This window comes from Sphingomonas jaspsi DSM 18422 (assembly GCF_000585415.1).
GTDB lineage: Bacteria > Pseudomonadota > Alphaproteobacteria > Sphingomonadales > Sphingomonadaceae > Sphingomicrobium > Sphingomicrobium jaspsi.
The window spans coordinates 1,450,180-1,471,872 of record NZ_KK073876.1 but is presented as its reverse complement, the minus strand read 5'-3'; the positions used below and the strand labels follow the sequence as shown (position 1 = coordinate 1,471,872).

The 21,693-nt window shown below is 65.4% G+C and carries 18 protein-coding genes; 15 read left to right on the top strand and 3 right to left on the bottom strand.

Going from position 1 to position 21,693, the window contains the following annotated elements; all coding sequences use genetic code 11:
- Positions 1–18: 18 nt before the first annotated feature.
- Complete coding sequence (locus G570_RS07665; RefSeq protein ID WP_037500844.1) at positions 19–1,623, top strand: cryptochrome/photolyase family protein; 1,605 nt, start codon at positions 19–21, stop codon at positions 1,621–1,623.
- On the opposite strand, the gene G570_RS07660 is transcribed toward G570_RS07665, so the two are convergent.
- Both G570_RS07660 and G570_RS07655 read right to left on the bottom strand, forming a co-directional pair.
- On the bottom strand, positions 1,566–2,747 hold the full coding sequence (locus G570_RS07660; protein WP_084607598.1) for a sulfotransferase family protein: 1,182 nt from the start codon (positions 2,745–2,747) through the stop codon (positions 1,566–1,568). The two genes, G570_RS07665 and G570_RS07660, sit on opposite strands and share 58 nt — an antisense overlap.
- Positions 2,748–2,771: 24 nt before the next feature.
- Complete coding sequence (locus G570_RS07655) at positions 2,772–3,821, bottom strand: bifunctional transcriptional activator/DNA repair enzyme AdaA (protein ID WP_174377467.1); 1,050 nt, start codon at positions 3,819–3,821, stop codon at positions 2,772–2,774.
- Between the two features lie 92 nt (positions 3,822–3,913).
- On the opposite strand from G570_RS07655, the gene G570_RS07650 reads away from it, so the two are divergent.
- Entirely contained in the window at positions 3,914–4,339 is a 426-nt protein-coding gene (locus tag G570_RS07650; protein ID WP_218915880.1) for a GNAT family N-acetyltransferase, read from the top strand.
- On the opposite strand, the gene G570_RS07645 is transcribed toward G570_RS07650, so the two are convergent.
- Entirely contained in the window at positions 4,318–4,797 is a 480-nt protein-coding gene (locus G570_RS07645; protein ID WP_037503981.1) for a DUF1203 domain-containing protein, read from the bottom strand. The two genes, G570_RS07650 and G570_RS07645, sit on opposite strands and share 22 nt — an antisense overlap.
- Positions 4,798–5,004: 207 nt before the next feature.
- Here G570_RS07645 and G570_RS07640 point away from each other — a divergent pair, with 207 nt between their 5' ends.
- The 13 genes from G570_RS07640 to G570_RS07580 all read left to right on the top strand — a co-directional run bounded on the left by G570_RS07640 (position 5,005) and on the right by G570_RS07580 (position 21,691).
- Positions 5,005–5,559, top strand: a complete 555-nt coding sequence (locus tag G570_RS07640) for a F0F1 ATP synthase subunit delta (protein ID WP_037500837.1) — start codon at positions 5,005–5,007, stop codon at positions 5,557–5,559.
- Between the two features lie 3 nt (positions 5,560–5,562).
- The gene (gene atpA / locus G570_RS07635; RefSeq protein ID WP_037503980.1) at positions 5,563–7,092 is read left to right on the top strand and encodes a F0F1 ATP synthase subunit alpha; all 1,530 of its coding nucleotides are present in this window, start codon (positions 5,563–5,565) and stop codon (positions 7,090–7,092) included.
- A 24-nt stretch (positions 7,093–7,116) separates the two neighbouring features.
- Entirely contained in the window at positions 7,117–8,004 is an 888-nt protein-coding gene (locus tag G570_RS07630) for a F0F1 ATP synthase subunit gamma (RefSeq protein WP_037500835.1), read from the top strand.
- Positions 8,005–8,031: 27 nt separating this feature from the next.
- Positions 8,032–9,543 (top strand): F0F1 ATP synthase subunit beta, encoded by a 1,512-nt coding sequence (gene atpD, locus G570_RS07625; RefSeq protein ID WP_156930384.1) that lies wholly within the window; start codon positions 8,032–8,034, stop codon positions 9,541–9,543.
- Between the two features lie 5 nt (positions 9,544–9,548).
- On the top strand, positions 9,549–9,734 hold the full coding sequence (locus G570_RS07620; protein ID WP_037500832.1) for a glutathione S-transferase: 186 nt from the start codon (positions 9,549–9,551) through the stop codon (positions 9,732–9,734).
- 4 nt (positions 9,735–9,738) lie between these two features.
- Positions 9,739–9,999, top strand: a complete 261-nt coding sequence (locus G570_RS07615; RefSeq protein WP_037500829.1) for an ATP synthase F1 subunit epsilon — start codon at positions 9,739–9,741, stop codon at positions 9,997–9,999.
- Between the two features lie 64 nt (positions 10,000–10,063).
- A complete protein-coding gene (locus tag G570_RS07610; RefSeq protein WP_051504163.1) occupies positions 10,064–11,551 on the top strand; it encodes an ArnT family glycosyltransferase in 1,488 nt (495 codons plus the stop codon).
- Positions 11,552–11,606: 55 nt separating this feature from the next.
- Complete coding sequence (locus tag G570_RS07605) at positions 11,607–12,731, top strand: glycosyltransferase (RefSeq protein WP_051504161.1); 1,125 nt, start codon at positions 11,607–11,609, stop codon at positions 12,729–12,731.
- A 96-nt stretch (positions 12,732–12,827) separates the two neighbouring features.
- The gene (locus G570_RS07600) at positions 12,828–14,336 is read left to right on the top strand and encodes a TadA family conjugal transfer-associated ATPase (protein WP_037500826.1); all 1,509 of its coding nucleotides are present in this window, start codon (positions 12,828–12,830) and stop codon (positions 14,334–14,336) included.
- A gap of 101 nt (positions 14,337–14,437) precedes the next feature.
- Positions 14,438–15,067 carry an RNA polymerase sigma factor gene (locus G570_RS07595; protein WP_051504160.1) on the top strand — a complete coding sequence of 210 codons (630 nt, stop codon included), beginning with the start codon at positions 14,438–14,440 and terminating at the stop codon, positions 15,065–15,067.
- Positions 15,068–15,095: 28 nt separating this feature from the next.
- Positions 15,096–16,025 carry a FecR family protein gene (locus G570_RS07590; protein ID WP_037500823.1) on the top strand — a complete coding sequence of 310 codons (930 nt, stop codon included), beginning with the start codon at positions 15,096–15,098 and terminating at the stop codon, positions 16,023–16,025.
- Positions 16,026–16,039: 14 nt separating this feature from the next.
- Positions 16,040–18,430 (top strand): TonB-dependent receptor, encoded by a 2,391-nt coding sequence (locus G570_RS07585; RefSeq protein ID WP_037500820.1) that lies wholly within the window; start codon positions 16,040–16,042, stop codon positions 18,428–18,430.
- A gap of 69 nt (positions 18,431–18,499) precedes the next feature.
- On the top strand, positions 18,500–21,691 hold the full coding sequence (locus G570_RS07580; protein WP_037500818.1) for an autotransporter outer membrane beta-barrel domain-containing protein: 3,192 nt from the start codon (positions 18,500–18,502) through the stop codon (positions 21,689–21,691).
- The last annotated feature ends 2 nt before the right edge of the window (positions 21,692–21,693 follow it).

Sequence of the window (21,693 nt, the reverse complement as noted above, 5' to 3'; positions counted from 1 at the left end):
TCGCGCGTTGGGCCGCACATGACCGTGCTCGTGCCCATCCTCGGCGACCAGCTTAGCCACTCAATCGCCAGCCTCGATGGCTGCGATCCCGCCGACACCGTCGTTCTGATGATGGAGGTGTGGGACGAGGCGACCTACGTCCGCCATCATCAGCAGAAGATCGCGCTCATCTTTTCGGCCATGCGCCATTTCGCCGACGAACTTCGCGCGCGCGGTTTTGTCGTCGATTATGTGTCGCTCGACGATCCCGACAATAGCGGCAGTTTCACGGGCGAAGTGGAGCGCGCCGTCGCCCGCCATCGGCCTGACGCAATCCGCATCGTCGAAGCCGGCGAATGGCGGGTGCGCGAGGCGATCGAGCGGTGGAGCAAGGCGTTCGGCTTGCCGGTCCATATATTGCCCGACCTGCGCTTTCTCTGTTCGATCGAGGAGTTCCTTGGCTGGGCGGCCGGGCGGCGCGAACTGCGCATGGAGTTTTTCTATCGCGAGATGCGGCGCAAGACGGGCCTCCTCATGACCGCCGACGGTAAACTCGAGGGCGGCAAGTGGAACTACGACGCCGAAAACCGCGCCGCCGCCGCGCCCGGCACCCGCTTTCCCGACCGGCCGCGTTTCCAGAAAGATCACCTGACGCGCGAGGTGATCGACCTGGTCGCGGCGCGGTTCGGCGATCATTTCGGCGATCTCGACGGGTTCGATTGGCCGGTGACCGCGGCGGAGGCCGAAGCGGCGCTCGACGATTTCCTGACCCACCGCCTGCCGCATTTCGGCGAGACGCAGGATGCGATGCTGAAGGGCGAGGACAGCATGCACCACGCCTTGCTGTCGACGTCGATCAACCTCGGCCTGCTTGACCCGCTGGCGGTTTGCCAGCGCGCCGAGGAAGAATATCGCAAGGGGCGCGTGCCGCTCGCCGCCGCCGAGGGGTTCATCCGGCAGATCATCGGCTGGCGGGAATATGTCCGGGGCATCTATTGGTGGGAAGGCCGCGACTATGGCCGGGCCAACCATCTGAAGGCGACGCGCCCGCTGCCCGAATTCTACTGGACCGGCGAGACCGACATGGCGTGCCTTGCGGACTGCGTGCGGACGACGCGCGACAATGCCTACGCCCATCACATCCAGCGGCTGATGGTGCTGGGCAATTTCGCCATGCTGGCGGGTGTGGACCCGGCTGAGGTCAGCGACTGGTTCCTCGTCGTCTATGCCGATGCCTATGAATGGGTCGAGATGCCTAATGTCATCGGCATGAGCCAGCATGCCGACGGCGGCCGGATGGCATCGAAGCCCTATGCCGCCAGCGGTGCCTACATCGACCGGATGAGCGATTATTGCGCGGGCTGTCGCTATGATGTGAAGCAGAAGGTCGGACCTGACGCATGCCCCTTCAACGCGCTCTACTGGGACTTCCTGGCGCGCAACGAGGGCAAGCTGCGCGGCAACGCCCGCCTTCGCAATCCCTATGCGACGTGGGAGCGGATGAGTGTCGACAAGCGCGAAGACTATCGCGCCAGCGCCGCCGCCTTCCTGAAAACGCTGGAGCCCGCCAAGCCCGGCTGGGCGCGTCAGGCGAAAGCGGCGTCGACCGCGGCGGCGTCGAGGCCGAAGTCTTCGAGCGAATAGCGATGGCCGTGGTGGGCCGTCGACGATGCGATCAGCCGATCCATCCGCGCCCACGTCGCCGGGTCGGGCGGACCGTCGCACAGCCGGTAGATGCGGTCGACCGCGCCGGCCCAGTCGCGCGAGACATCGGCATAGTCGAGTTCGACCTGCGGCTGGCGTTGATGGCGGGCCAGCGCCTCGTCCATCCGTTCCCCGCGCAGGCGTGTCTTGCGCAGCCATTCGCGGCCGATTTCCGCGCGGGTCACGGCGTCCGACTGGACCCGGCTGTGGTGCCAGACCAGGCTGGCCCCTGAAGCGACCAGTTCGGCCGGCGGGCGACGCAGGACGACCAGCCTGGCATCGGGAAAGGCCGCCAGCACCGCGTCAAGCTCCTGCGCGAACTGGGGGGCCTTGAGCAGCCATGGTCCGGGCCGCCGACGGCGGTGGGCGTTGATCCGGAGCAGCGTGGCAAAATCTCGGTAGACGTCGGCAGGATCGGCCTGTTCGACATGGGCGGCGAAACTGGGCACGCGCCACTGGCCTTCGAACAAGGCGCCCCAGATCGAAAATGCATGCAGCCCGAAATCCTCCTCTGCCGCCAGCGGAGAGGTCGGATGGATGGCGGAAAGTTCGGGCGCCATCAGGGCGAACAGCTTGCCGGTGATCCACGCATTGACGGGCCGCCGATCGATGCCGCGATGGGGCACCGGGTCGAGTTGTTCGAACAGCCGATTGACCTCGAAATCCCGATCGCACGCCAGCAGGCGATGGATGCGCGTGGTGCCCGAGCGCATCTGACCGACGATGACCAGCGGCCGTTCGATCGGGATGTCGAGTGCGCCAGGATGCCGAGCGACATAGGCCGCCGCGCGAATGCGGGCGCGGACGAGCTTGACCAGTTGCACATGCGCCGAGGTTAGACCGATCGGGTTGAGGTCGGCCTCGTCCCGCAACGCGGCGCAGAGGATGTCGAGCCGCGTGCGCCACGGACCGTCGGCGGGCGGGCCGCCTTCCTTGCGCGAAGCGATGGCGATGATGTCGGCGGGATCGAGCGACGGGCGGGTGGCCGCGCCGCGGTCCCATGCGCGTTCGAGCATGGCCCCGAAGCGCCGGTTGAGGTCGGTACGCCTTACCCCCCTGCTCATGGCGGGAGGCTATCGCGTTTCTCGCTACAGGTCGAGGCTCTGCTGGCCGGTGGGGATGCCTTCGGCCTCAAGCAGCTTTACCTTGCGATCGAGGCCGCCGGCATAGCCGCCGAGGCTGCCGTCGCTGCGGATGACACGGTGACAGGGAACGAGGATCGCGACCGGGTTGGACCCGTTGGCCGTGCCGACCGCCCGGGTGGCGCCGGGTTCGCCGATCGCATTGGCGATGTCGGCATAGCTGCAGGTCTCGCCAAGCGGGATGCGACGCAGCTGCTGCCAGACCCGTTCCTGGAACGCGGTGCCCCGCACGTCGATCGGCAGGTTGTGGGCCGTGGGATGTTCGACCTGCGCCAGCGCCTGATCGGCCCAGTCGGCAATGGTCCCATCATCCTCGATCACCGCGGCATTGGGGAAGCGGCGCTTGAGGCCGTCGGGGCTTTCGTCGAACGACAGGCGGCAGATGCCCTTGGGCGTCGCCGCGATCAGAAGGGGGCCGAGCGGGCTGTCCTTCACGACATAGCGGATCGTCTCCCCTCGCCCGCCGTCGCGCCAGGCCGACGGGGTCATCCCCATCCGGTCCTTTGCGTCGGCGTAGAAGCGGCTGGGCGCGGCATAGCCGGCGTCGTACATGGCTTCGGTCACGCTCTTGTCCTTATCGAGATGGCCCTGCGCCCGCTTGGCGCGGATGGCGCGGGCGTAGGCGGCGGGCGACACGCCCATGTCGCGGGTGAACAGCCGTTGGAAATGGTGCGGGGCATAGCCGACCGCCGCAGCAAGATCGGACAGCTGGGGCGGCTCCTCCGCGCGCTCGATCAATTCGACCGCCCGTGCCACGGCCTCGCGATCGCGACCGACCTCGTCGGGCTTGCAGCGAAGGCAGGGACGATAGCCGGCGGCGAGCGCCTCGGCACCGGTGAGGAAGAACTCGACATTCTCGCGCTTCGGGCGGCGCGCCGGGCAGCTCGGCTTGCAGTAGATGCCGGTCGTTTTGACCGCGCCCACGAAGCGGCCGTCCTTGGTCCGGTCGCGAGTCTCGAAGGCGGCCCACGCCTCGTCGATGTCAAATGTTCGCATCAGCATGGACTTAGCATAGGCGGCGGTCCTAGCCACCGCTTCCCATGGATTGCGTTCAAAGCTTTTTCGAGGGGGAACTGGACCGCGACGACGTGCGCGACCTCTTGGCCCATCATTTCGCAGAGATGCGCGCGGATTCGCCGCCGGAGGCCTGTCATGTTTTGCCGATCGACGGGTTGAGGCGTGAGGCGATCCGCTTTTTCTCCCTGCGCGACGCGGCGGGCACGCTGCTCGCCGTCGGGGCGCTGAAGCGTCTTGAGGACAAACATGGCGAAGTGAAATCGATGCGCACCCACCCCGATGCGCTGGGCACCGGGGTGGGCGGGACGATGCTCGACCATTTGACGGCGGTCGCGCGGTCGATGGGCGTGGAGCAACTAAGCCTGGAGACGGGCAACAGCCCGCTGTTCGATGCCGCCAACCGCCTTTATCAGCGAGAGGGGTTCGTGCGCTGCGGGCCGTTCGGCGATTATGCCGACACGCCCTTCACCCACTTTTACACCAAGGCGCTGTCGTAACGTTCGATCCGCGCGGCGAAGCAGCCGTGGGCTGCATTGTGCGCGTCGATGTAAGCGACCTCGTCATTGGCGAGGAGGTCGAGGATGGCCGGTTCGGCCGCGTCCGCCGCGGCCAGGCGCGCTTCCTTCAGCATCCCGTCCGCCCCGAAGCCGCGCAGGCTGAGCGGACGACCGGCGAAAACGGGCGGTAGCTGGTCGACATAATCGGCGGGCGCGACGCCTTCGCGAACGTAGATGGCGTAGGCGGTGCGGTACGGGGTCGCGACATCGTGGCTGACATAATTGGTCAGCACCAGCGTATCGCCCGCCCTCGCATCTTCGAGCGACACACGGCAGGGAAAGCCGCGGTCGGCGTCGGCGGTGACGCGGACCGTTTCGGCCCGCTTCAGCTCGACCTCGTCGAGATCGAACAGGGGAAGGAAGCGGGCGGGGTCGAGGCCGCGAATTCGATAGGTCATGATTGGCTCCATCTGCTGTTGAGCCCTTGATAGGCCGTCTCCTCAGGCCGTGCTTCCCGGGTCTTGCGGCCAAACTTGTGACAGCCGCCTTGCATCGAATCGACACCCTTGCTAGGGGCGCGCCAACCCATGGGGGGCACGCGGTTTTTCCGCTGTGCCCCATTCATAGCATGGTGAACAAAACACTCTGTCTGGAGCTTTAGGCGCGTGGAGAATTCCGGCGGCATTCAGGCCAGCTTAGCGGGGCGCTACGCCACCGCGCTGTTTGGCCTCGCCCGTGACGAAAAGCAGATCGATGCGGTCACCCGCAGCCTCGACACGATCGAGGCGGCGATCGCCGAATCGGCTGACTTCAAGGCCCTCACCTCCTCGCCGCTGATCGGTCGCGCCGATGCCGGCAAGGCGGTCCGCGCCCTGGTTCCGACGATGGGCCTCGACCCGATCACTGCAAAGTTCCTGGGCGTGCTGGCCGACAATGGCCGCCTTTCCGAGCTCAAGAATGTGGTCAAGCTGGTCCGCCGCCTCGCCGCCGACCACCGCGGTGAAACCACCGCCGAAGTGACCTCGGCCCATGCGCTGAGCGACGACCAGGTCGCCGCGCTCAAGACCAGGCTCAAGGCTCGCGTCGGCCGCGACGTGGCGATCGACGCCAAGGTCGATCCCGAACTTCTTGGAGGCATTGTCGTCCGTCTGGGCAGCCAGATGATCGACGCCTCGATCCGTACCAAGCTCAACACTCTCGCCCAGGCGATGAAAGGTTAAATGATGGACATCCGCGCCGCTGAAATCTCCCGCGTCATCCGCGACCAGATCGCGAACTTCGACGCCGATGCCCAGGTCTCCGAAGTCGGCAGCGTGCTGTCGGTCGGCGACGGTATCGCCCGCATCCACGGCCTCGACAACGTCCAGGCCGGCGAAATGGTCGAATTCGAAGACGGCACCAAGGGCATGGCCCTGAACCTGGAAGCCGACAACGTCGGCGTCGTCATCTTCGGGTCGGACAGCGCCATCAAGGAAGGCGCCACCGCCAAGCGCACCGGCACCATCGTCGACGTGCCCGTCGGCAAGGGCCTGCTCGGCCGCGTGGTCGACGCGCTCGGCAACCCGATCGACGGCAAGGGCCCGATCGTCGCCGAAAAGCGCAGCCGCGTCGAAGTGAAGGCGCCGGGCATCATCCCGCGCAAGTCGGTGCACGAACCGGTGCAGACCGGCCTTAAGGCGCTCGATGCCCTCGTTCCCGTCGGCCGCGGCCAGCGCGAACTGATCATCGGCGACCGCCAGACCGGCAAGACCGCCGTCGCGCTCGACACCTTCATCAACCAGAAGGAAGCCAACAAGGGCAACGACGAGAGCCAAAAGCTCTATTGCATCTACGTCGCCGTCGGCCAGAAGCGCTCGACCGTCGCGCAGATCGTCCGTGCGCTCGAAGAAAATGGCGCGATGGAATATTCGATCGTCGTCGCCGCGACCGCGTCGGAACCGGCCCCGCTGCAGTTCCTCGCGCCCTACACCGGCGCCGCGATGGGCGAATATTTCCGCGACAACGGCATGCACGCCGTCATCGTTTATGACGACCTTTCGAAGCAGGCCGTCGCCTACCGCCAGATGTCGCTGCTGCTGCGCCGTCCGCCGGGCCGCGAAGCCTATCCGGGCGACGTCTTCTATCTCCACTCGCGCCTGCTCGAGCGCGCCGCGAAGCTGAACGATGCCAACGGCAACGGCTCGCTGACCGCGCTGCCGATCATCGAAACCCAGGCGGGCGACGTGTCGGCCTACATTCCGACCAACGTGATTTCGATCACCGACGGCCAGATCTTCCTTGAAACCGACCTGTTCTACCAGGGCATCCGCCCGGCGATTAACGTCGGCCTGTCGGTCAGCCGCGTCGGGTCGGCCGCGCAGACCAAGGCGATGAAGAAGGTCGCCGGCTCGATCAAGCTGGAGCTGGCCCAGTATCGCGAAATGGCCGCCTTCGCCCAGTTCGGTTCGGACCTCGACGCGTCGACCCAGAAGCTGCTGGCCCGCGGTGCGCGCCTTACCGAGCTGCTGAAGCAGCCGCAGTACCAGCCGATGCCGGTCGAAGAACAGGTCGCTTCGATCTACGCCGGCACCAACGGCTTCATCGACGCCGTCGATGTCAAGGATGTCACCCGCTACGAAGCGGCGATGCTGAGCTACCTGCGCAGCGAACATGCCGACGTGCTCAAGACGATCCGCGACACCAAGACGCTGGACGACGACACCGCCGCCAAGCTGAAGGACGCCCTCGGCGCCTTCGCCAAGCAGTTCGCGTAATCGGAGCGTAGGGGAAGCTAGGCCATGGCCAGCCTCAAGGCACTGAAGCTTCGCATCGGCTCGGTGAAGTCGACGCAGAAGATCACCAAGGCGATGAAGATGGTCGCCGCGGCCAAGCTGCGCCGTGCGCAGCAGAACGCCGAAGCCGGCCGTCCCTATGCGACCCGCCTGTCGGACGTCGTCAGCTCGCTGGCGAGCCGCGTCACCGTCGGTCCGCAGTCGCCCAAGCTGATCGCCGGCACGGGCAAGGACGAAACTCACCTGATCGTGCTCGCCACCGGCGACCGCGGCCTGGCGGGTGCGTTCAACACCAACATCGTCCGCGCCGCGCGCAAGAAGGCCGAAGAGCTTCAAGCGCAGGGCAAGACCGTGCTGTTCTACATCGTCGGTCGCAAGGGTCGCCCAGTGATCAGCCGCGTCTTCCCCAAGGCGATCGTTGCGCAGTACGACACCAGCGCGATGAAGGCCCCGGCCTATGCCGACGCGCAGGCGATCGCGGACGACATCACCGACCGCTACAACAGCGGCCAGTTCGACGTCGCCCATCTCGCCTACAGCGAATTCAAGTCGGTGCTGGCGCAGGACCCGAAGGTCGACCAGATCATCCCGGTCGTGCCTGCCGCTCCGGCCGCCAACGACAAGTCGACTGTCGCCTCGGCCGCGGTCGAATATGAACCCGACGAGGAAGCGATCCTCGCCGAACTACTGCCGAAGAACGTCGCCATCCAGATCTATCGCGCCCTGCTCGAGAACGCCGCCGGCTTCTACGGGTCGCAGATGACCGCGATGGACAATGCGACGCGCAACGCGGGCGACATGATCAACAAGCTGTCGATCCAGTACAACCGCCAGCGCCAGGCTGCGATCACCACCGAACTCGTCGAAATCATCTCGGGCGCCGAAGCGCTCTAAAGTACACCGAAGGCAAGGAAACCGACCATGGCCACCGCCGCTGAAACCAAGACCAAGAAGGCCGCGCCGAAGAAGGCTGCTGCCGCCACCACCACGCCGGGCGCGGGCAACCTCGTCGGCCAGATCGCGCAGGTCATCGGCGCCGTCGTCGACGTCAGCTTCGACGGCGAACTGCCGCCGATCCTCGGCGCGCTGGAAACCGACAACAACGGCAACCGCCTGGTCCTCGAAGTCGCCCAGCACCTGGGTGAAAACATGGTCCGCACCATCGCCATGGACTCTACCGAAGGCCTGACCCGCGGCCAGCGCGTCACCGCCACCGGTTCTATGATCGAAGTGCCGGTCGGCCCCAAGACCCTCGGCCGCATCATGAACGTCATCGGCGAGCCGATCGACGAACGCGGCCCGATCGGTGCCACGCAGACCATGCCGATCCACGCCCCGGCCCCGGCCTTCGTCGATCAGTCGACCGACAACGCCATCCTGGTCACCGGCATCAAGGTCATCGACCTTCTCGCCCCCTACGCCAAGGGCGGCAAGATCGGCCTGTTCGGCGGCGCCGGCGTCGGCAAGACCGTTCTCATCCAGGAACTGATCAACAACATCGCCAAGGGCCACGGCGGCACCTCGGTGTTCGCGGGCGTCGGTGAACGGACCCGCGAAGGCAACGACCTTTATCACGAATTCCTCGACGCCGGCGTTATCGCCAAGGACGCCGACGGCAACCCGACCAGCGAAGGCTCCAAGGTCGCGCTCGTGTTCGGCCAGATGAACGAACCGCCGGGCGCCCGCGCACGCGTCGCGCTGTCGGGCCTGACGCAGGCGGAATATTTCCGCGACGTCGAAGGCCAGGACGTGCTGTTCTTCGTCGACAACATCTTCCGTTTCACCCAGGCGGGTTCGGAAGTGTCGGCGCTGCTCGGCCGTATTCCCTCGGCCGTGGGCTACCAGCCGACCCTGTCGACCGACATGGGCGCGCTGCAGGAACGCATCACCTCGACCAATAAGGGTTCGATCACCTCGGTGCAGGCCATTTACGTGCCGGCCGACGATCTTACCGACCCGGCGCCGGCGACCTCGTTCGCCCACCTCGACGCCACCACCGTTCTGTCGCGTGCGATTTCGGAACTCGGCATCTACCCGGCGGTCGACCCGCTGGACTCGACCAGCCGCGTTCTTGAACCGCGCACCGTCGGCCAGGATCACTACGAAACCGCTCGTAAGGTCCAGGAAACGCTGCAGAAGTACAAGTCGCTGCAGGACATCATCGCCATTCTCGGCATGGACGAACTGTCGGAAGAAGATAAGCTGACCGTGGCCCGCGCCCGCAAGATCCAGCGCTTCCTGTCGCAGCCGTTCCACGTCGCCGAAGTCTTCACCGGCATTCCGGGCAAGTTCGTGCAGATCGAAGACACCATCAAGTCGTTCAAGGCGGTGGTCGACGGTGAGTACGACCATCTTCCGGAAGCGGCCTTCTACATGGTCGGCGGCATCGAAGAAGCCGTCGCCAAGGCCGAAAAGCTGGCGCAGGACGCTTAATTTCGATGGCGGATACCCTCCGCCTCGAAGACTGCATCAACCGGGTTTGCCCATGGTCGGGCGACCCGGTGCAGGCCGACAGCCTGACGCTCTACAAGGGCGAGGTCGTCGGCTTCTGCAACCCGGGCTGCCGGGACAAGTTCGTAAAGGCCACGTCGGCGTTCGACGCGGCCTCGCACGGGAAGAAGTAGAACAATGGCCGACCTTCATTTCGAGCTGGTGACCCCCGAAAAGCTCGTCCGTGCGGACGAAGTCCACATGGTCGTGGTGCCGGGCGTCGAGGGCGATTTCGGCGTCATGGCCGGCCACGCGCCCTTCATGACCGTGCTGAAGGACGGCGACCTGCAGGTGTTCAAGACCGCGGGCGGCCAGCCGGAAACGATCAAGGTTTCGGGCGGCTTCGCCGAAGTCGGCGACAAGGGCCTCACCGTCCTCGCCGAAAGCGCACAAGTCTAGACAAAATCCACCGCATGACGGATGCACGGCCACGGCGCTTCGACGCGCCGGGGACCGGGGAATCATGTCGTCAGTTGATCGAGCCACCAGCCGCGCGAGCGTCGCCGCCCTGCTGATCGTCCTTGTCGCGGTGGCGACGCGGATCGTCAGCTGGTGGAACCCGATCGCGCATGTCGACGACCAATTCTACCTGCTCGGCGGGCAGGAACTGCTGCGCGGTCACTGGCCATACATCGACATTTGGGACAGGAAGCCGCTCGGGCTGTTCCTGATCTATGCCGGCATTGCCGCGATCGGCGGCAGCTCGGTGCTGGTCCTGAACCTCGTCGCGACGAGCTTTGCGGCTGCGACGGCCATGGTCGTCCGCCAGATCGCCATGCGGATTGCGGGACCGGGCGCCGCCTTGATGGCCGCCCTCACCTACTTGATCGTGCTGCCGCTCTACGGCGGCCAGAATGGGCAATCGCCCGTCTTCTACAACCTGTTCATCGCCGGGGCCTTCCTCGTGCTGTTGCGGTCGGCCGAGCGCCAGGAACCGCCGTTGGCCGCCGCAATGGGATCGATGCTGCTGTGCGGCCTGGCTATGATCGTGAAGCCGACCAGTTTCGTCGAAGGGGGGATGATCGGCCTCGGCTATCTGTGGTTGCTTTGGCGGCGCGGGACCGCGGCCGTCCCGTTCGCGTTGACGGCGGCAACGATGATCGCGGTGGCGCTGCTCCCGACGCTTTTATGCTTCCTGCCCTACTGGTTGAACGGGAAAGCGGCGGCCGACGCCTATATCTATGCCAACTACGTCTCGATTTTCGAGCGACGAAATTTCCAAGCGATCGCCCGCCTCGCCGGGGCGGCGTTGCTGATGCTTTACCTGTTCCCGCTGTTCATCATGGCCGCCATCGGCGGATGGAAACGGTGGCGTGACCATCGCAGCCAAGCATCGACGCGCCTGGTCATCGCCTGGATGGCAGCGGCGATATTCGGCTATTTCAGCGTCCCGTCTTTCTTCGACCACTATGCGCTTCCGCTACTTCCGCCCCTTTGCGTGCTTGCGGCCGCGTTCTTCAATGGTGCATCCGGCAGGCTGTGGTTCGCCGCCTATGCCGTGTTTTGCCTGATCCAGGGATCGATCCTCGATGCGTCCAGCAATCGTCATGAGGCCGAAGCCTATGCCCGTAGCCGCACGACCGTGGCCGCATCGATGCAGGGCGGATGCGTCTATGTATTCGACGGTCCAAGCCGCCTGTACGTCGATTTCCCGCAGTGCCGACCGACCAAATATCTGTTCCCCGACCACATCAGCCTGATCACCGAAGCTGGGGCCGTCGGGACGGATACGCTGGTCGAGCTTCGGCGCATCCTCGATGCAAAGCCGGCCGTAATCGTGACCAGGACGGCCCAGCCGGGACGGCAACTGAAATCGGTCGAGGCACTGCTGAACGATCGGCTGAGCCAAGGCTACCGCCCCGTGCTGCATCTCCCGCCCGACCAAAATGCGTCGCTGGATAATCTGACCATTTGGCAGCGGAGCGATCTTTCCGGCCCTCCGGTTAACTAGGCCTTTACCTTAAACTGCTTGGGTGGCGCCCTTCATAAGAGGGTTTGTCCGTTCCATGCTGCAGCAGTTCATCGACCTTGATAGCGCGACGCGCGATGCCCCGCTTGAGCTTAGCGTCATCGTCCCGACCTTGAACGAGGTCGGCAACGTCCAGCCGCTGCTCGACAAGCTGGCGCTGGCGTTGGCAGGGATCGAATGGGAAGCCATTTTCGTCGACGATGGGTCGAGCGACGGAACGCCCGAACTCCTGACGCAGATCGCCCAGGCGGACCGCCGCGTGCGCATGATCCGCCGCATCGGCCGCCGAGGCCTTTCGTCGGCGGTGGTCGAAGGCGCACTGGCGTCGACAACGCCGGTGATCGCTGTAATCGACGCCGACTTGCAGCATGACGAACGCATCCTGCCCGACCTGTATCGCGCGATCGCCGACGGAAGCGAACTGGCGATCGGAACGCGCTATTCGGACGGTGGGTCGACCGGAGACTGGGACGAAAAGCGCCTCAAGATCAGCCGATTTGCCACCGCGCTGGCCGCGCCGGTGATGAAAACGCCGCTGAGCGATCCGATGAGCGGCTTCTTCGCCGTGCGCCGCGACGTGCTGCTCGATGCCGCGCCGAACCTCAGCAGCGTGGGTTACAAGATCCTGCTCGACCTCGTCGCGTCGGCGCCGCGCAAGCTGTCGCTGACCGAAGTCCCCTACACCTTCGGCGTGCGCCAGCATGGCGAATCCAAGCTCGATGACATGGTCGCGCTCGAATATCTCGAGCTGCTGCTCGACAAGATGGTCGGTCGGTTCGTGCCGGTGAAGCTGATCCAGTTCGGCGCGGTCGGATTGCTGGGCGTCGGCGTCCACCTTTCGCTGCTGTTCCTTGCGTTCGATGCGGCGGGGTTTGCCTTCACGCTGGCGCAAGCCTTCGCCGTCATCGGCGCGATGACTTTCAACTTCGCGCTCAACAACCGCTTCACCTACCGCGACCGCCAATTGAAGGGCTGGGCCTGGGCCAAGGGGCTGGCCAGCTTCTACGCGGTCTGCGCGCTCGGCGCGGTGGGCAATGTCGGGATCGGCAGCCTGGTCTACGAAACCTGGCACGGCGTGGCGCTGGCGGGGATCGCCGGCGCGGTCGTGGGATCGGTCTGGAATTATGTCGCAAGCGGCTGGCTGACCTGGCGCAAGCGATAGGGGGGAAGGGAAGATCGGGGCGAATTAGGGTTTTCTCAAAGTTTTCACCTTATTCACCATCGTGATTTTCCTGAAAGTGAATGGGAATCGTCTGTCATGAATGCATTCGGCAAGCGCAATAACCTGGGTGCGGGAGCACGTCCGAGCTTCGGCGTCGCACGCCCCATGAAGGGCGGCCCGGGCGGCGGCGGCGGCGAGCAATTCCCGCCGCTCGACGAGCCTGAAGCCGAAGCGCCGGCAGCAGAAGCCCCCTCCGCCCCCGCCACGCCGGGCGGTGCGATGGACAAGCTCAACAACCGCCAGAACGCCAGCGGCGATGCCGCGTCGTCGAAGCAGGAAGGCTTCGAGGCATCGGTCCACAAGATCAAGGAACAGGTGCTGCCGCGCCTGCTCGAACGCGTCGACCCGGAAGCGGCGGCAACGCTGAACAAGGACGAGTTGGCCGAAGAATTCCGCCCGATCATCATCGAGGTGCTGGCCGAGCTAAAGATCACCCTCAACCGCCGCGAGCAGTTCGCTCTGGAAAAGGTGCTGGTCGACGAACTGCTCGGCCTGGGGCCGCTCGAAGAGCTGCTCAGCGATCCGGCGGTCAGCGACATCATGGTCAACGGTCCCGACCAGACCTTCGTCGAACGCAAGGGCAAGCTTGAGATCGCCAAGATCCAGTTCCGCGACGAGGAACATCTGTTCCAGATCGCCCAGCGCATCGTCAACAAGGTCGGCCGCCGCGTCGACCAGACCACGCCGCTGGCCGACGCCCGCCTGCCCGACGGCAGCCGCGTCAACGTCATCATCCCGCCGCTCAGCTTGCGCGGCACGGCCATCTCGATCCGTAAATTCTCCGAAAAGCCGATCACGCTCGACATGATGCGCGGCTTCGGGTCGATGTCGGAAAAGATGGCGACTTGTTTGAAGATCGCCGGCGCCAGCCGCATGAACATCGTCATTTCCGGCGGTACCGGTTCGGGTAAGACGACGATGCTCAACGCCTTGTCGAAGATGATCGACCCGGGCGAGCGCGTGATCACCATCGAAGACGCAGCCGAACTTCGCCTGCAGCAGCCGCACTGGCTGCCGCTGGAAACTCGTCCGCCGAACCTTGAAGGCCAGGGCGCGATCACCATCCGTGACCTCGTCATCAACGCCCTGCGTATGCGCCCTGACCGCATCATCCTTGGCGAAATTCGTGGCCAGGAGTGTTTCGACCTTCTGGCCGCCATGAACACAGGTCACGACGGTTCGATGGCGACGCTGCACAGCAACAGCCCGCGCGAATGCCTCGCCCGTATGGAAAACATGGTCATGATGGGCGACATCAAGATCCCGAAGGAAGCCATTTCGCGCCAGATCGCGGACTCGGTCGACCTCATCGTGCAGGTGAAGCGCCTCCGCGACGGTTCGCGCCGCACCACCAACATCACCGAGGTGATCGGGATGGAAGGCGAGGTCATCGTCACGCAGGAACTGTTCAAGTTCGAATATCTGGACGAGACCGCCGACGGGAAGATCATCGGCGAATATCGCTCGATGGGTCTGCGTCCCTATACGCTGGAGAAGGCCAAGCAGTTCGGCTTCGACCAGCCCTATCTGGAAAGCTGCCTGTAAGGGCATCGCACCAAGCGATTAAGGGTTACCGGGCGGCGGCTTCCTTGAGGGGCCGCCGTCTTCCGTTTCAACCTGCCCGTCTTTTCCCCCTGCCCTGCGCCTTGACGCTGGCATGGCCTCGCCAATATCAGGCGGTGCGCCAACGCGATCGCACGATCGTGCCGATCGTATCGCCGGAATGGTCCGGCTGGGAGAAGGCCGACTTTGTGAACAGTCCGGGGGGACTCCTGACCGTCCTAGAGGCCAATCGCGCCCGGCTGGTGCGATATTTCGCCGCCCACGGGGCCGGCGAGGAGGCGGAGGATTTGATTCAGGAACTGGCCATCCGCCTTGAGGCCGCGAACCGGCCTGTGGCATCGCCGTTAAGCTATATCTACCGAACTGCTACCAACCTGATGATCGACTGGCGCCGCGCCCGCCAGCAGTCCCTGAAACGCGACGCCGCCTGGGCTGACGCCAACGATCGCTTTGCGGAAGCCGTCGACCATCAGGTGCGTCCCGACCAGGCCATCGACGCCCGGCAGCGGGTCGACGACCTCGCGGCAGAACTGGCAAATCTTGGCGAGCGGGCGCGCAGGATCCTCATCGGCCACCGGGTCGAGGGCAAGTCCCAGCGTGAATTGGCGGCCGAACTCGGGGTCAGCATCAGCACCGTCGAAAGCGACTTGCGGCAGGCCTACCGCCTGCTGTCGGACCTCAGGGTGCGCTGGAATAAGGGGGATGCGTCATGACTCCGTCTTGGCAGGTGATGAGGCCGCAATGATCCCCGACCAACGCCCGCTGCGCGAAGAAGCGCTCGACTGGCTGGTGAAAACCGGCGATCCCGCCTTCGACGGCTGGGACGCCTTCACCGACTGGCTCGAGCGTAGCCCCGCGCATGCCGACGCCTACCATGCGGCTGCCGGCGACCTGCATGACATGGACGATTTGCTGGCCGAGGCGGCGCCCGCTGTCGCGCCTGCGACGTCTCCCTCTGCCCCACGACGCTATCCTGCCGCGCGATGGGCGGTCGCCGCCTCGTTCGCGGCGATGGCGGCGGCCGGCGCCTTCGTCTTCGCACCCGCCTTCACCGCCGACCATTATGCGACGGCGGCAGGCGAAACACGGACGATCGCGCTCGGCGACGGCGACCAGTTGATCCTTAACGGCGACACAAGCGTAGAGTTGAGTGGCCTTGGCCGACGCGACGTGGCGCTGGAAAAGGGACAGTTGCTGTTGAAGATCGCCAGCAAGAAACATGTCGAGGTCAGCGCCGGCGACCTGCAGTTCGTCGATATCGGGACCATCTTCGAGGTCGCTCGCGATGGCCGCCAGACCCGTCTGCTGGTCCAGCAGGGCTCGGTGATGGCCGACCCCAAGGGCGCAAAGGTCACCGTCAAGGCGGGCGAGATGCTTGAGGCTGCCGACGGCGTGCGGCAACTGAAGGCCGTCGCGTCGTCCACCGCCGACGCTGGCGCATGGACGACGGGTCAGTTGACCTATGTCGACGCAAGCCTGGAGCAAGTGGCCGCCGACCTTCATCGGTCGACAGGGTTGGCCCTTTCAACGAGTGACGCTATGGCGCGGCGTCGCTTCAGCGGTACGCTGTCGATCGATCAAATTCGCAAGGATCCCGCATCGCTCGGCCCTCTTCTGGGGGTCCGGATCGAACGGGCCGGGGGCGAATGGAAATTTAAGGAGGGGGGCTAGCAATTCGTTCGCTAATGGTCGGGCTGGCTGTCGCCGCCCTGCCCTCTTCCGCTCTCGCCGCTGCAGCGGCGCAGCCGGTCGATGCCCGCGGGGCAACGGTCGGGGCGGTAGCGCTCGCGATCGGAAAGCAGACCCGGGTCAGCGTTTCGCTGAAAGGCGACGTGACGTCGCGCCCGGCGAGGCCGGTGCGCGGAAACCTTACCCCGCAAGCCGCGCTGCGCCAGCTGGCCGATTCCGCCGGGCTGGAGCTGCAGTCGATCAGCAACACCGCCTTTATCCTGTCGCCCCGCCGTGCGCCGCCCAAAGCCAAGGTGGTGCGGGTTGCATCGCGCGACATGGCCCCGATCGCGCCGATCGTCGAGGCACCGGACAAGCCGGTCGACATCGTCGTCACGGCGAGCAAGCGCGACACCACGCTGCAGCACTTCGCCGGTCAGTGGACCCGCATTCGCGGCAGTGAGTTCAGCGGCCGCGGCGCGGTCGGGACCGAGGCGATCGAAGCGCGCACCGTCGGCGTTTCATCGACCCACCTCGGCGCCGGGCGCAACAAGCTGTTCATCCGCGGCATTGCGGATTCCAGTTTCAGCGGGCCGACCCAATCGCCAGTCGGCCAATATTTCGGCGACATGCGCACCGGCTACAGCGGCCCCGATCCCGACCTTCGAATGGTCGACATGGACACGGTCGAAATTCTCGAAGGTCCGCAGGGCACGCTCTATGGGGCGGGTGCGCTTGGCGGAATCGTCCTGCTGCGGCCAACCATGCCCAATTCCAAGGCGAGCGAGGTGATCGCCAGCGCCGGCGCGTCCGCCACCCAGCATGGCGATGCCAGCTACGATCTGGCCGCAACGCTGAACCTGCCGCTGGCCGAGGATGCGGCGATCCGCGTCACCGGATACCATGCGATCGACGGCGGCTATGTCGACAATGTCCAGACTCGCCAGAATGACATAAACCGGGTGCGCGTCGATGGCGGGCGCGCGATCGTATCGGCAGAGCTTGCCCCCGGCTGGTCGGTCGACCTGACCGGCGCCGCCCAGCGGATCCACGGCCGCGACAGCCAATATGCCGATGACGTCGATGACGGGCTGGGCCGCAGGAGCCTGATCCGCCAGCCGTTCGATTCGCAATTCGCCCTCGGCAGCCTTGTCGCGCGCAAGGACGATGGACCGCTGCGGTTCCGCTCGACCACGGGCATGACGCGGCAGGACGTGCATGAGCGGTTCGACGCTTCGGCCGACGGCAGGATCCGCGCACTCGACCAGCGCAGCGAAGCCCGGCAGTTCAGCAGCGAAACCCGCCTGTGGCGCCCGATGCGCGATGGCTGGAGCTGGCTGGCCGGGGTCAGCCTCATCGAAAATCGCTACACCGTCGATCGATCGATCACCGAAGAGGGCATCGAAACCGACCTTTCGGGGGTCACCAACCGCCTGTCCGAGACGACGCTTTATGGTGAGGTCGGTGTCGCGCTGACCGATCGCATCGAAGCGTCGCTGGGTGGTCGTTACACCATTTCGCGCCTTCACGGATCGGGCGAGCACATCGCCCCTACCCTGTTCGCCAAGGTCGCGTCGGTCGATCCCGAACGAACGGAAAGGCGGCTGCTGCCCTCCGCGTCACTGGTTGCGCGGCCGTTCGACGGGCTGACGCTTTATGCCCGCTACCAGCAAGGCTTTCGTCCCGGCGGCTTGTCGATTTCGGCCAGCGACGTGCGCTTCTACCGGCATGACCTGCTCGCCAGTGCCGAGGCGGGCTTCCGCTTCGGGAAGCCGCGCAGCGACCGGGTCGACCTGACCGGAAGCGTCACCCGAACCCGCTGGAACGACATCCAGGCGGATTATCTCGATCCGTCGGGCCTGCCGCTAACCGACAATATCGGCGACGGGCGCATCTGGTCGCTGAGCCTCAACGGCGGGTGGAAATTTGCCCCCGGATGGCGGATCGAGGCGGGCGCGGCGTGGAACGACGGCAAGATCACCAATCCCAGCCTGGCCTTCCAGTCGATCATCGCCGCGGCCTCGATCGCGGCCGGAAATGGCATGCTGCGTCCCGGTGAGACGATGCGCATTCCCAACATCGCGCGGATCATCGGCCGCGTCGGCCTTGACTGGGTCCAGCCGCTGGCCAAGGGCCGCGAGCTCACGGCCAACCTCTACGCCCGCTACGTCGGCCATTCGCGCCTCGGCGTAGGCCCGCGACTTGGCGAGCGGCAGGGCGATTATTTCGACAGCGGCCTGCTGGTCCGCGTGAAGGACGGCAACCGTGCGCTGTCGCTTTCGGTCACCAACCTTACCGATTCGGTCGGCAATCGCTTCGCCTTCGGGGCGCCGATGCTCGACGATACGAACCAGCTGACCCCGCTGCGCCCGCGCACCGTGCGCATCGGGCTCGACTGGGGCTTTTAAAAATAATTCCAAGGCCGACGGCGAAGGGCTCCGTCTGATTGGCTGAACGCCAGTCAAAAAGGGACCTACATGCGCCGTTTATTGCTTGCCTCGACCTGCGCCGTTGCAGTCGCGGCACCTGCCTTTGCCGAAACCAAGATCCAGACCGCCACCACCGCGCCGGTCCGCACCAGCACCGTCAATGCCGGCAATCCAGACGCTATCACCATCACCTCGGCCGGTACGATCACCGCCACCAGCCCGACCGCGGTCACGATCGATTCCAATCATGTCGTCCAGAACCAGGGCGGGATCGCGATCAGCAACATCAACGGCGCAACCGGCATCCTGGCCAATGCCGGGGTCACCAGCGGCATCAACAACAGCGGGACGATCAAGGTCGACGAACCCTACACACCGACCGATACCGACAATGACGGCGATCTCGACGGACCTTTCGCGCTTGGGTCGGGCCGCTTCGGCATCCATACGCTGGGGGCATTCACCGGCAACATCGTCAACACCGGCACCATCACCGTCGAAGGCAACAACAGCGGCGGGATCGTCCTTGGCGGCCCGCTGACCGGCAACTTCACGCATGACGGTACGACCTCGGTTCTCGGCAACAACAGCGTCGGCGTGTCGCTCGACGATGTCACCGGCAAAGTCCGGCTGGCCGGCAACATCAGCGCGCAGGGCCAGAATTCGATCGCCGTCCAGTCGCTCGGCGACGTTACCGGGGCGATGGTAATCCAGGGCAAGATCTCCGCCACGGGCTACCGCTACACCACCGCACCTGCCGATCCGTCGAAGCTTGACGCCGACGACCTGCTCCAGGGTGGCCCGGCGATCTCGATCGAGGGCAATGTCACCCAGGGCGTCATCCTGGCGGTGCCGCCGAAAGACACCAGCCCGACCAACAACGACGAAGACGGCGACGGCATCGACGACAGCAAGGAAGGCAGCGCGGCGGTCGCTTCCTACGGCTCCGCCGCGGCCCTGCGCATCGGATCGACCAGCCAGACGGTGACGCTTGGCCCGGTCCCGGGCACGTCCACCTCCTTCGGCCTGATCGTCGACGGCAGCGTGCTCGGCACCGGCGTCTATAGCGGCGTCGATGGCAATGCGATCCAGATCGGCGGCATGGGCAACAGCGTCACCATCGCCAACGGCGTCGGCATCAACGGCAAGGTCCAGGCCCTGTCGCTTGACCGAGCGGCGACGGCCATTCGCCTGGGCAGCGGCGCCAACACGGGCGAATTGCGCAATGCCGGTGAAATCGGCGCGAGCAGCGGCAACACCGCCAATTCGGTCGCGACCGCCGTGGCGATCGACGCCGGCGCGTCGCTGCCGACGATCCGCAACAGCGGCAAGATCGGCGCCACCGTCAGCGGCAGCAACGGCACCGCGATCGCCATCATCGATCGGTCGGGCACTACTACCCTGGTCGAAAACAGTGGCCAGATCAGCGCCACCGGTGGCGGCGCTGGAAAGAACGTCGCGATCGACCTGTCAGCCAACACCACGGGCGCCACCATTCGCCAGACGGTCGTCGCTGCGACCTTCGCAGCACCGACCATCACGGGCGACGTCAAGTTCGGCAGCGGGAACGACCTGCTCGACCTTGGCGACGGCAAGCTGACCGGCAATGTCACGATGGGCGGAGGCAACAACCGCTATCTTCTTTCGGGCGATACCGTGGCGGCAGGCAACGTCAGCTTCGGAAGCGGCAACGACCAGCTTTCGCTGGCCGGAACCTCGACCTTCACCGGCAACGCCGATTTCGGCGGCGGCACCGACAGCCTGTCGATCGCCGGCACGTCGGTGTTCACCGGGCAACTCGCCAACAGCGCGGGCCTTGCGGTCAACGTGTCGGGAGGCAAATTCAACCTGGTGAAGGCGGCAACCGTGTCGTCGCTCAACGTCACCGGCGGCGGGACCTTCGGCGTCACGCTCGACAAGACGGCCGGAAACGCCAGTGCGCTCACTGTCACCGGAACTGCCAACTTCGATCCCAATTCGAAGCTGCAGCTTAGCGTCGTCAATATCGGGCAGGCCGAGGGCACGTACACCGTGCTCACCGCGGGAACGCTGACCGGCGCCGGCAACCTTGCCACCAACACCGACCTGCTGCCGTTCCTGTACAAGGGCACGCTGGCGGTGACCGGAAACCAGCTGAACGTCACCATCGCCCGCAAGAGCGCCGTCGACCTTGGCCTCAACGCCTCGGAAACCGCCGCCTATCCGGCGATCTATGCGGCGCTGGCCAAGGACAATGCCATCGGCAACAGCATCCTAGCCATCCGCAGCGGCGACGAATTCATCGCCAACGTCCGGCAAATGCTGCCCGATCACGCAGGCGGCACGTTCGAGGCAGCGACCGCGGGCGACCGCGCTGCCGCGCGTGTGCTGGCCGATCCGTCGGCGCCGTACAAGCAGGACGGCAAGGTCGGTTACTGGATCAGCCAGTTCGCCTGGGGTTCGTCGAAGGACCTGGGGTCGACGGCCGGATTCAAGGTCGGCGGATGGGGCGCATCAGGGGGTGCCGAACTGAAGACCGGCATGGGTCGCTTCGGGCTTGGCCTCAATTACATCTACGGCAAGGACGGCGACCGGGCGACCGACAATGAAGTGCGGCTCAACCAGATCGGGCTCGCCGCCCACTGGCGCTTCGTCAAGGACGGCTTCCAGGCCAGCGTGCGTGGCGGCTGGTCGCATGTCTCGTTCGACGGCACGCGCTATTTCAGTTCGGATGCGACCGGCACGCTGGTCGAGCGCACGATGGAATCGAAATGGAAGGGCTCGCTGGTGTCAGCGACGGGCAACGTGTCGCACCAGTTCTGGACCGGCAACCTTTACATCCGTCCGGGCGCGACGGTCGAATATTACCGGCTGACCGAAAAGGGCCACCATGAAAGCGGCGGCGGCGATGCGCTCGACCTCACGGTCAATAGCCGCAAGAGCGACGAGCTGGCCGTGAACGGGCTGCTGGCGGTCGGGATGGAATTCGGACCTGAGTATAAGGACTCCGGCTATTTCGCGCTGGAAGCCGAATTCGGGCGCCGTCAGATCGTCGGCGGCGCGCTCGGCGATACGGTCGCGCATTTCAACGGTGGAAGCGATTTTACCCTCACCCCTGAAGATCGCGAAAGCGGCTGGCTTGCCCGCCTGCGCGCGATCGGCGGCGGCCCCGGCATGCGCTTTATCGGCGAACTGGGCGGCGAACAGCGTGAGGGACGTGCAGCAATCAATGTGCGGGTGGGGTTGGCATTCGGCCTTTAACC

What these genes read in the sequence shown, in the direction of transcription:
- G570_RS07665 (WP_037500844.1), top strand. Translation starts at nt 19, where the DNA reads ATGACCGTGCTCGTGCCCATCCTCGGCGACCAGCTTAGCCACTCAATC.
- G570_RS07660 (WP_084607598.1), bottom strand. Translation starts at nt 2,747, where the DNA reads ATGAGCAGGGGGGTAAGGCGTACCGACCTCAACCGGCGCTTCGGGGCC.
- G570_RS07655 (WP_174377467.1), bottom strand. Translation starts at nt 3,821, where the DNA reads ATGCGAACATTTGACATCGACGAGGCGTGGGCCGCCTTCGAGACTCGC.
- G570_RS07645 (WP_037503981.1), bottom strand. Translation starts at nt 4,797, where the DNA reads ATGACCTATCGAATTCGCGGCCTCGACCCCGCCCGCTTCCTTCCCCTG.
- atpA (WP_037503980.1), top strand. Translation starts at nt 5,563, where the DNA reads ATGGACATCCGCGCCGCTGAAATCTCCCGCGTCATCCGCGACCAGATC.
- G570_RS07630 (WP_037500835.1), top strand. Translation starts at nt 7,117, where the DNA reads ATGGCCAGCCTCAAGGCACTGAAGCTTCGCATCGGCTCGGTGAAGTCG.
- atpD (WP_156930384.1), top strand. Translation starts at nt 8,032, where the DNA reads ATGGCCACCGCCGCTGAAACCAAGACCAAGAAGGCCGCGCCGAAGAAG.
- G570_RS07620 (WP_037500832.1), top strand. Translation starts at nt 9,549, where the DNA reads ATGGCGGATACCCTCCGCCTCGAAGACTGCATCAACCGGGTTTGCCCA.
- G570_RS07615 (WP_037500829.1), top strand. Translation starts at nt 9,739, where the DNA reads ATGGCCGACCTTCATTTCGAGCTGGTGACCCCCGAAAAGCTCGTCCGT.
- G570_RS07610 (WP_051504163.1), top strand. Translation starts at nt 10,064, where the DNA reads ATGTCGTCAGTTGATCGAGCCACCAGCCGCGCGAGCGTCGCCGCCCTG.
- G570_RS07605 (WP_051504161.1), top strand. Translation starts at nt 11,607, where the DNA reads ATGCTGCAGCAGTTCATCGACCTTGATAGCGCGACGCGCGATGCCCCG.
- G570_RS07600 (WP_037500826.1), top strand. Translation starts at nt 12,828, where the DNA reads ATGAATGCATTCGGCAAGCGCAATAACCTGGGTGCGGGAGCACGTCCG.
- G570_RS07590 (WP_037500823.1), top strand. Translation starts at nt 15,096, where the DNA reads ATGATCCCCGACCAACGCCCGCTGCGCGAAGAAGCGCTCGACTGGCTG.
- G570_RS07585 (WP_037500820.1), top strand. Translation starts at nt 16,040, where the DNA reads ATGGTCGGGCTGGCTGTCGCCGCCCTGCCCTCTTCCGCTCTCGCCGCT.
- G570_RS07580 (WP_037500818.1), top strand. Translation starts at nt 18,500, where the DNA reads ATGCGCCGTTTATTGCTTGCCTCGACCTGCGCCGTTGCAGTCGCGGCA.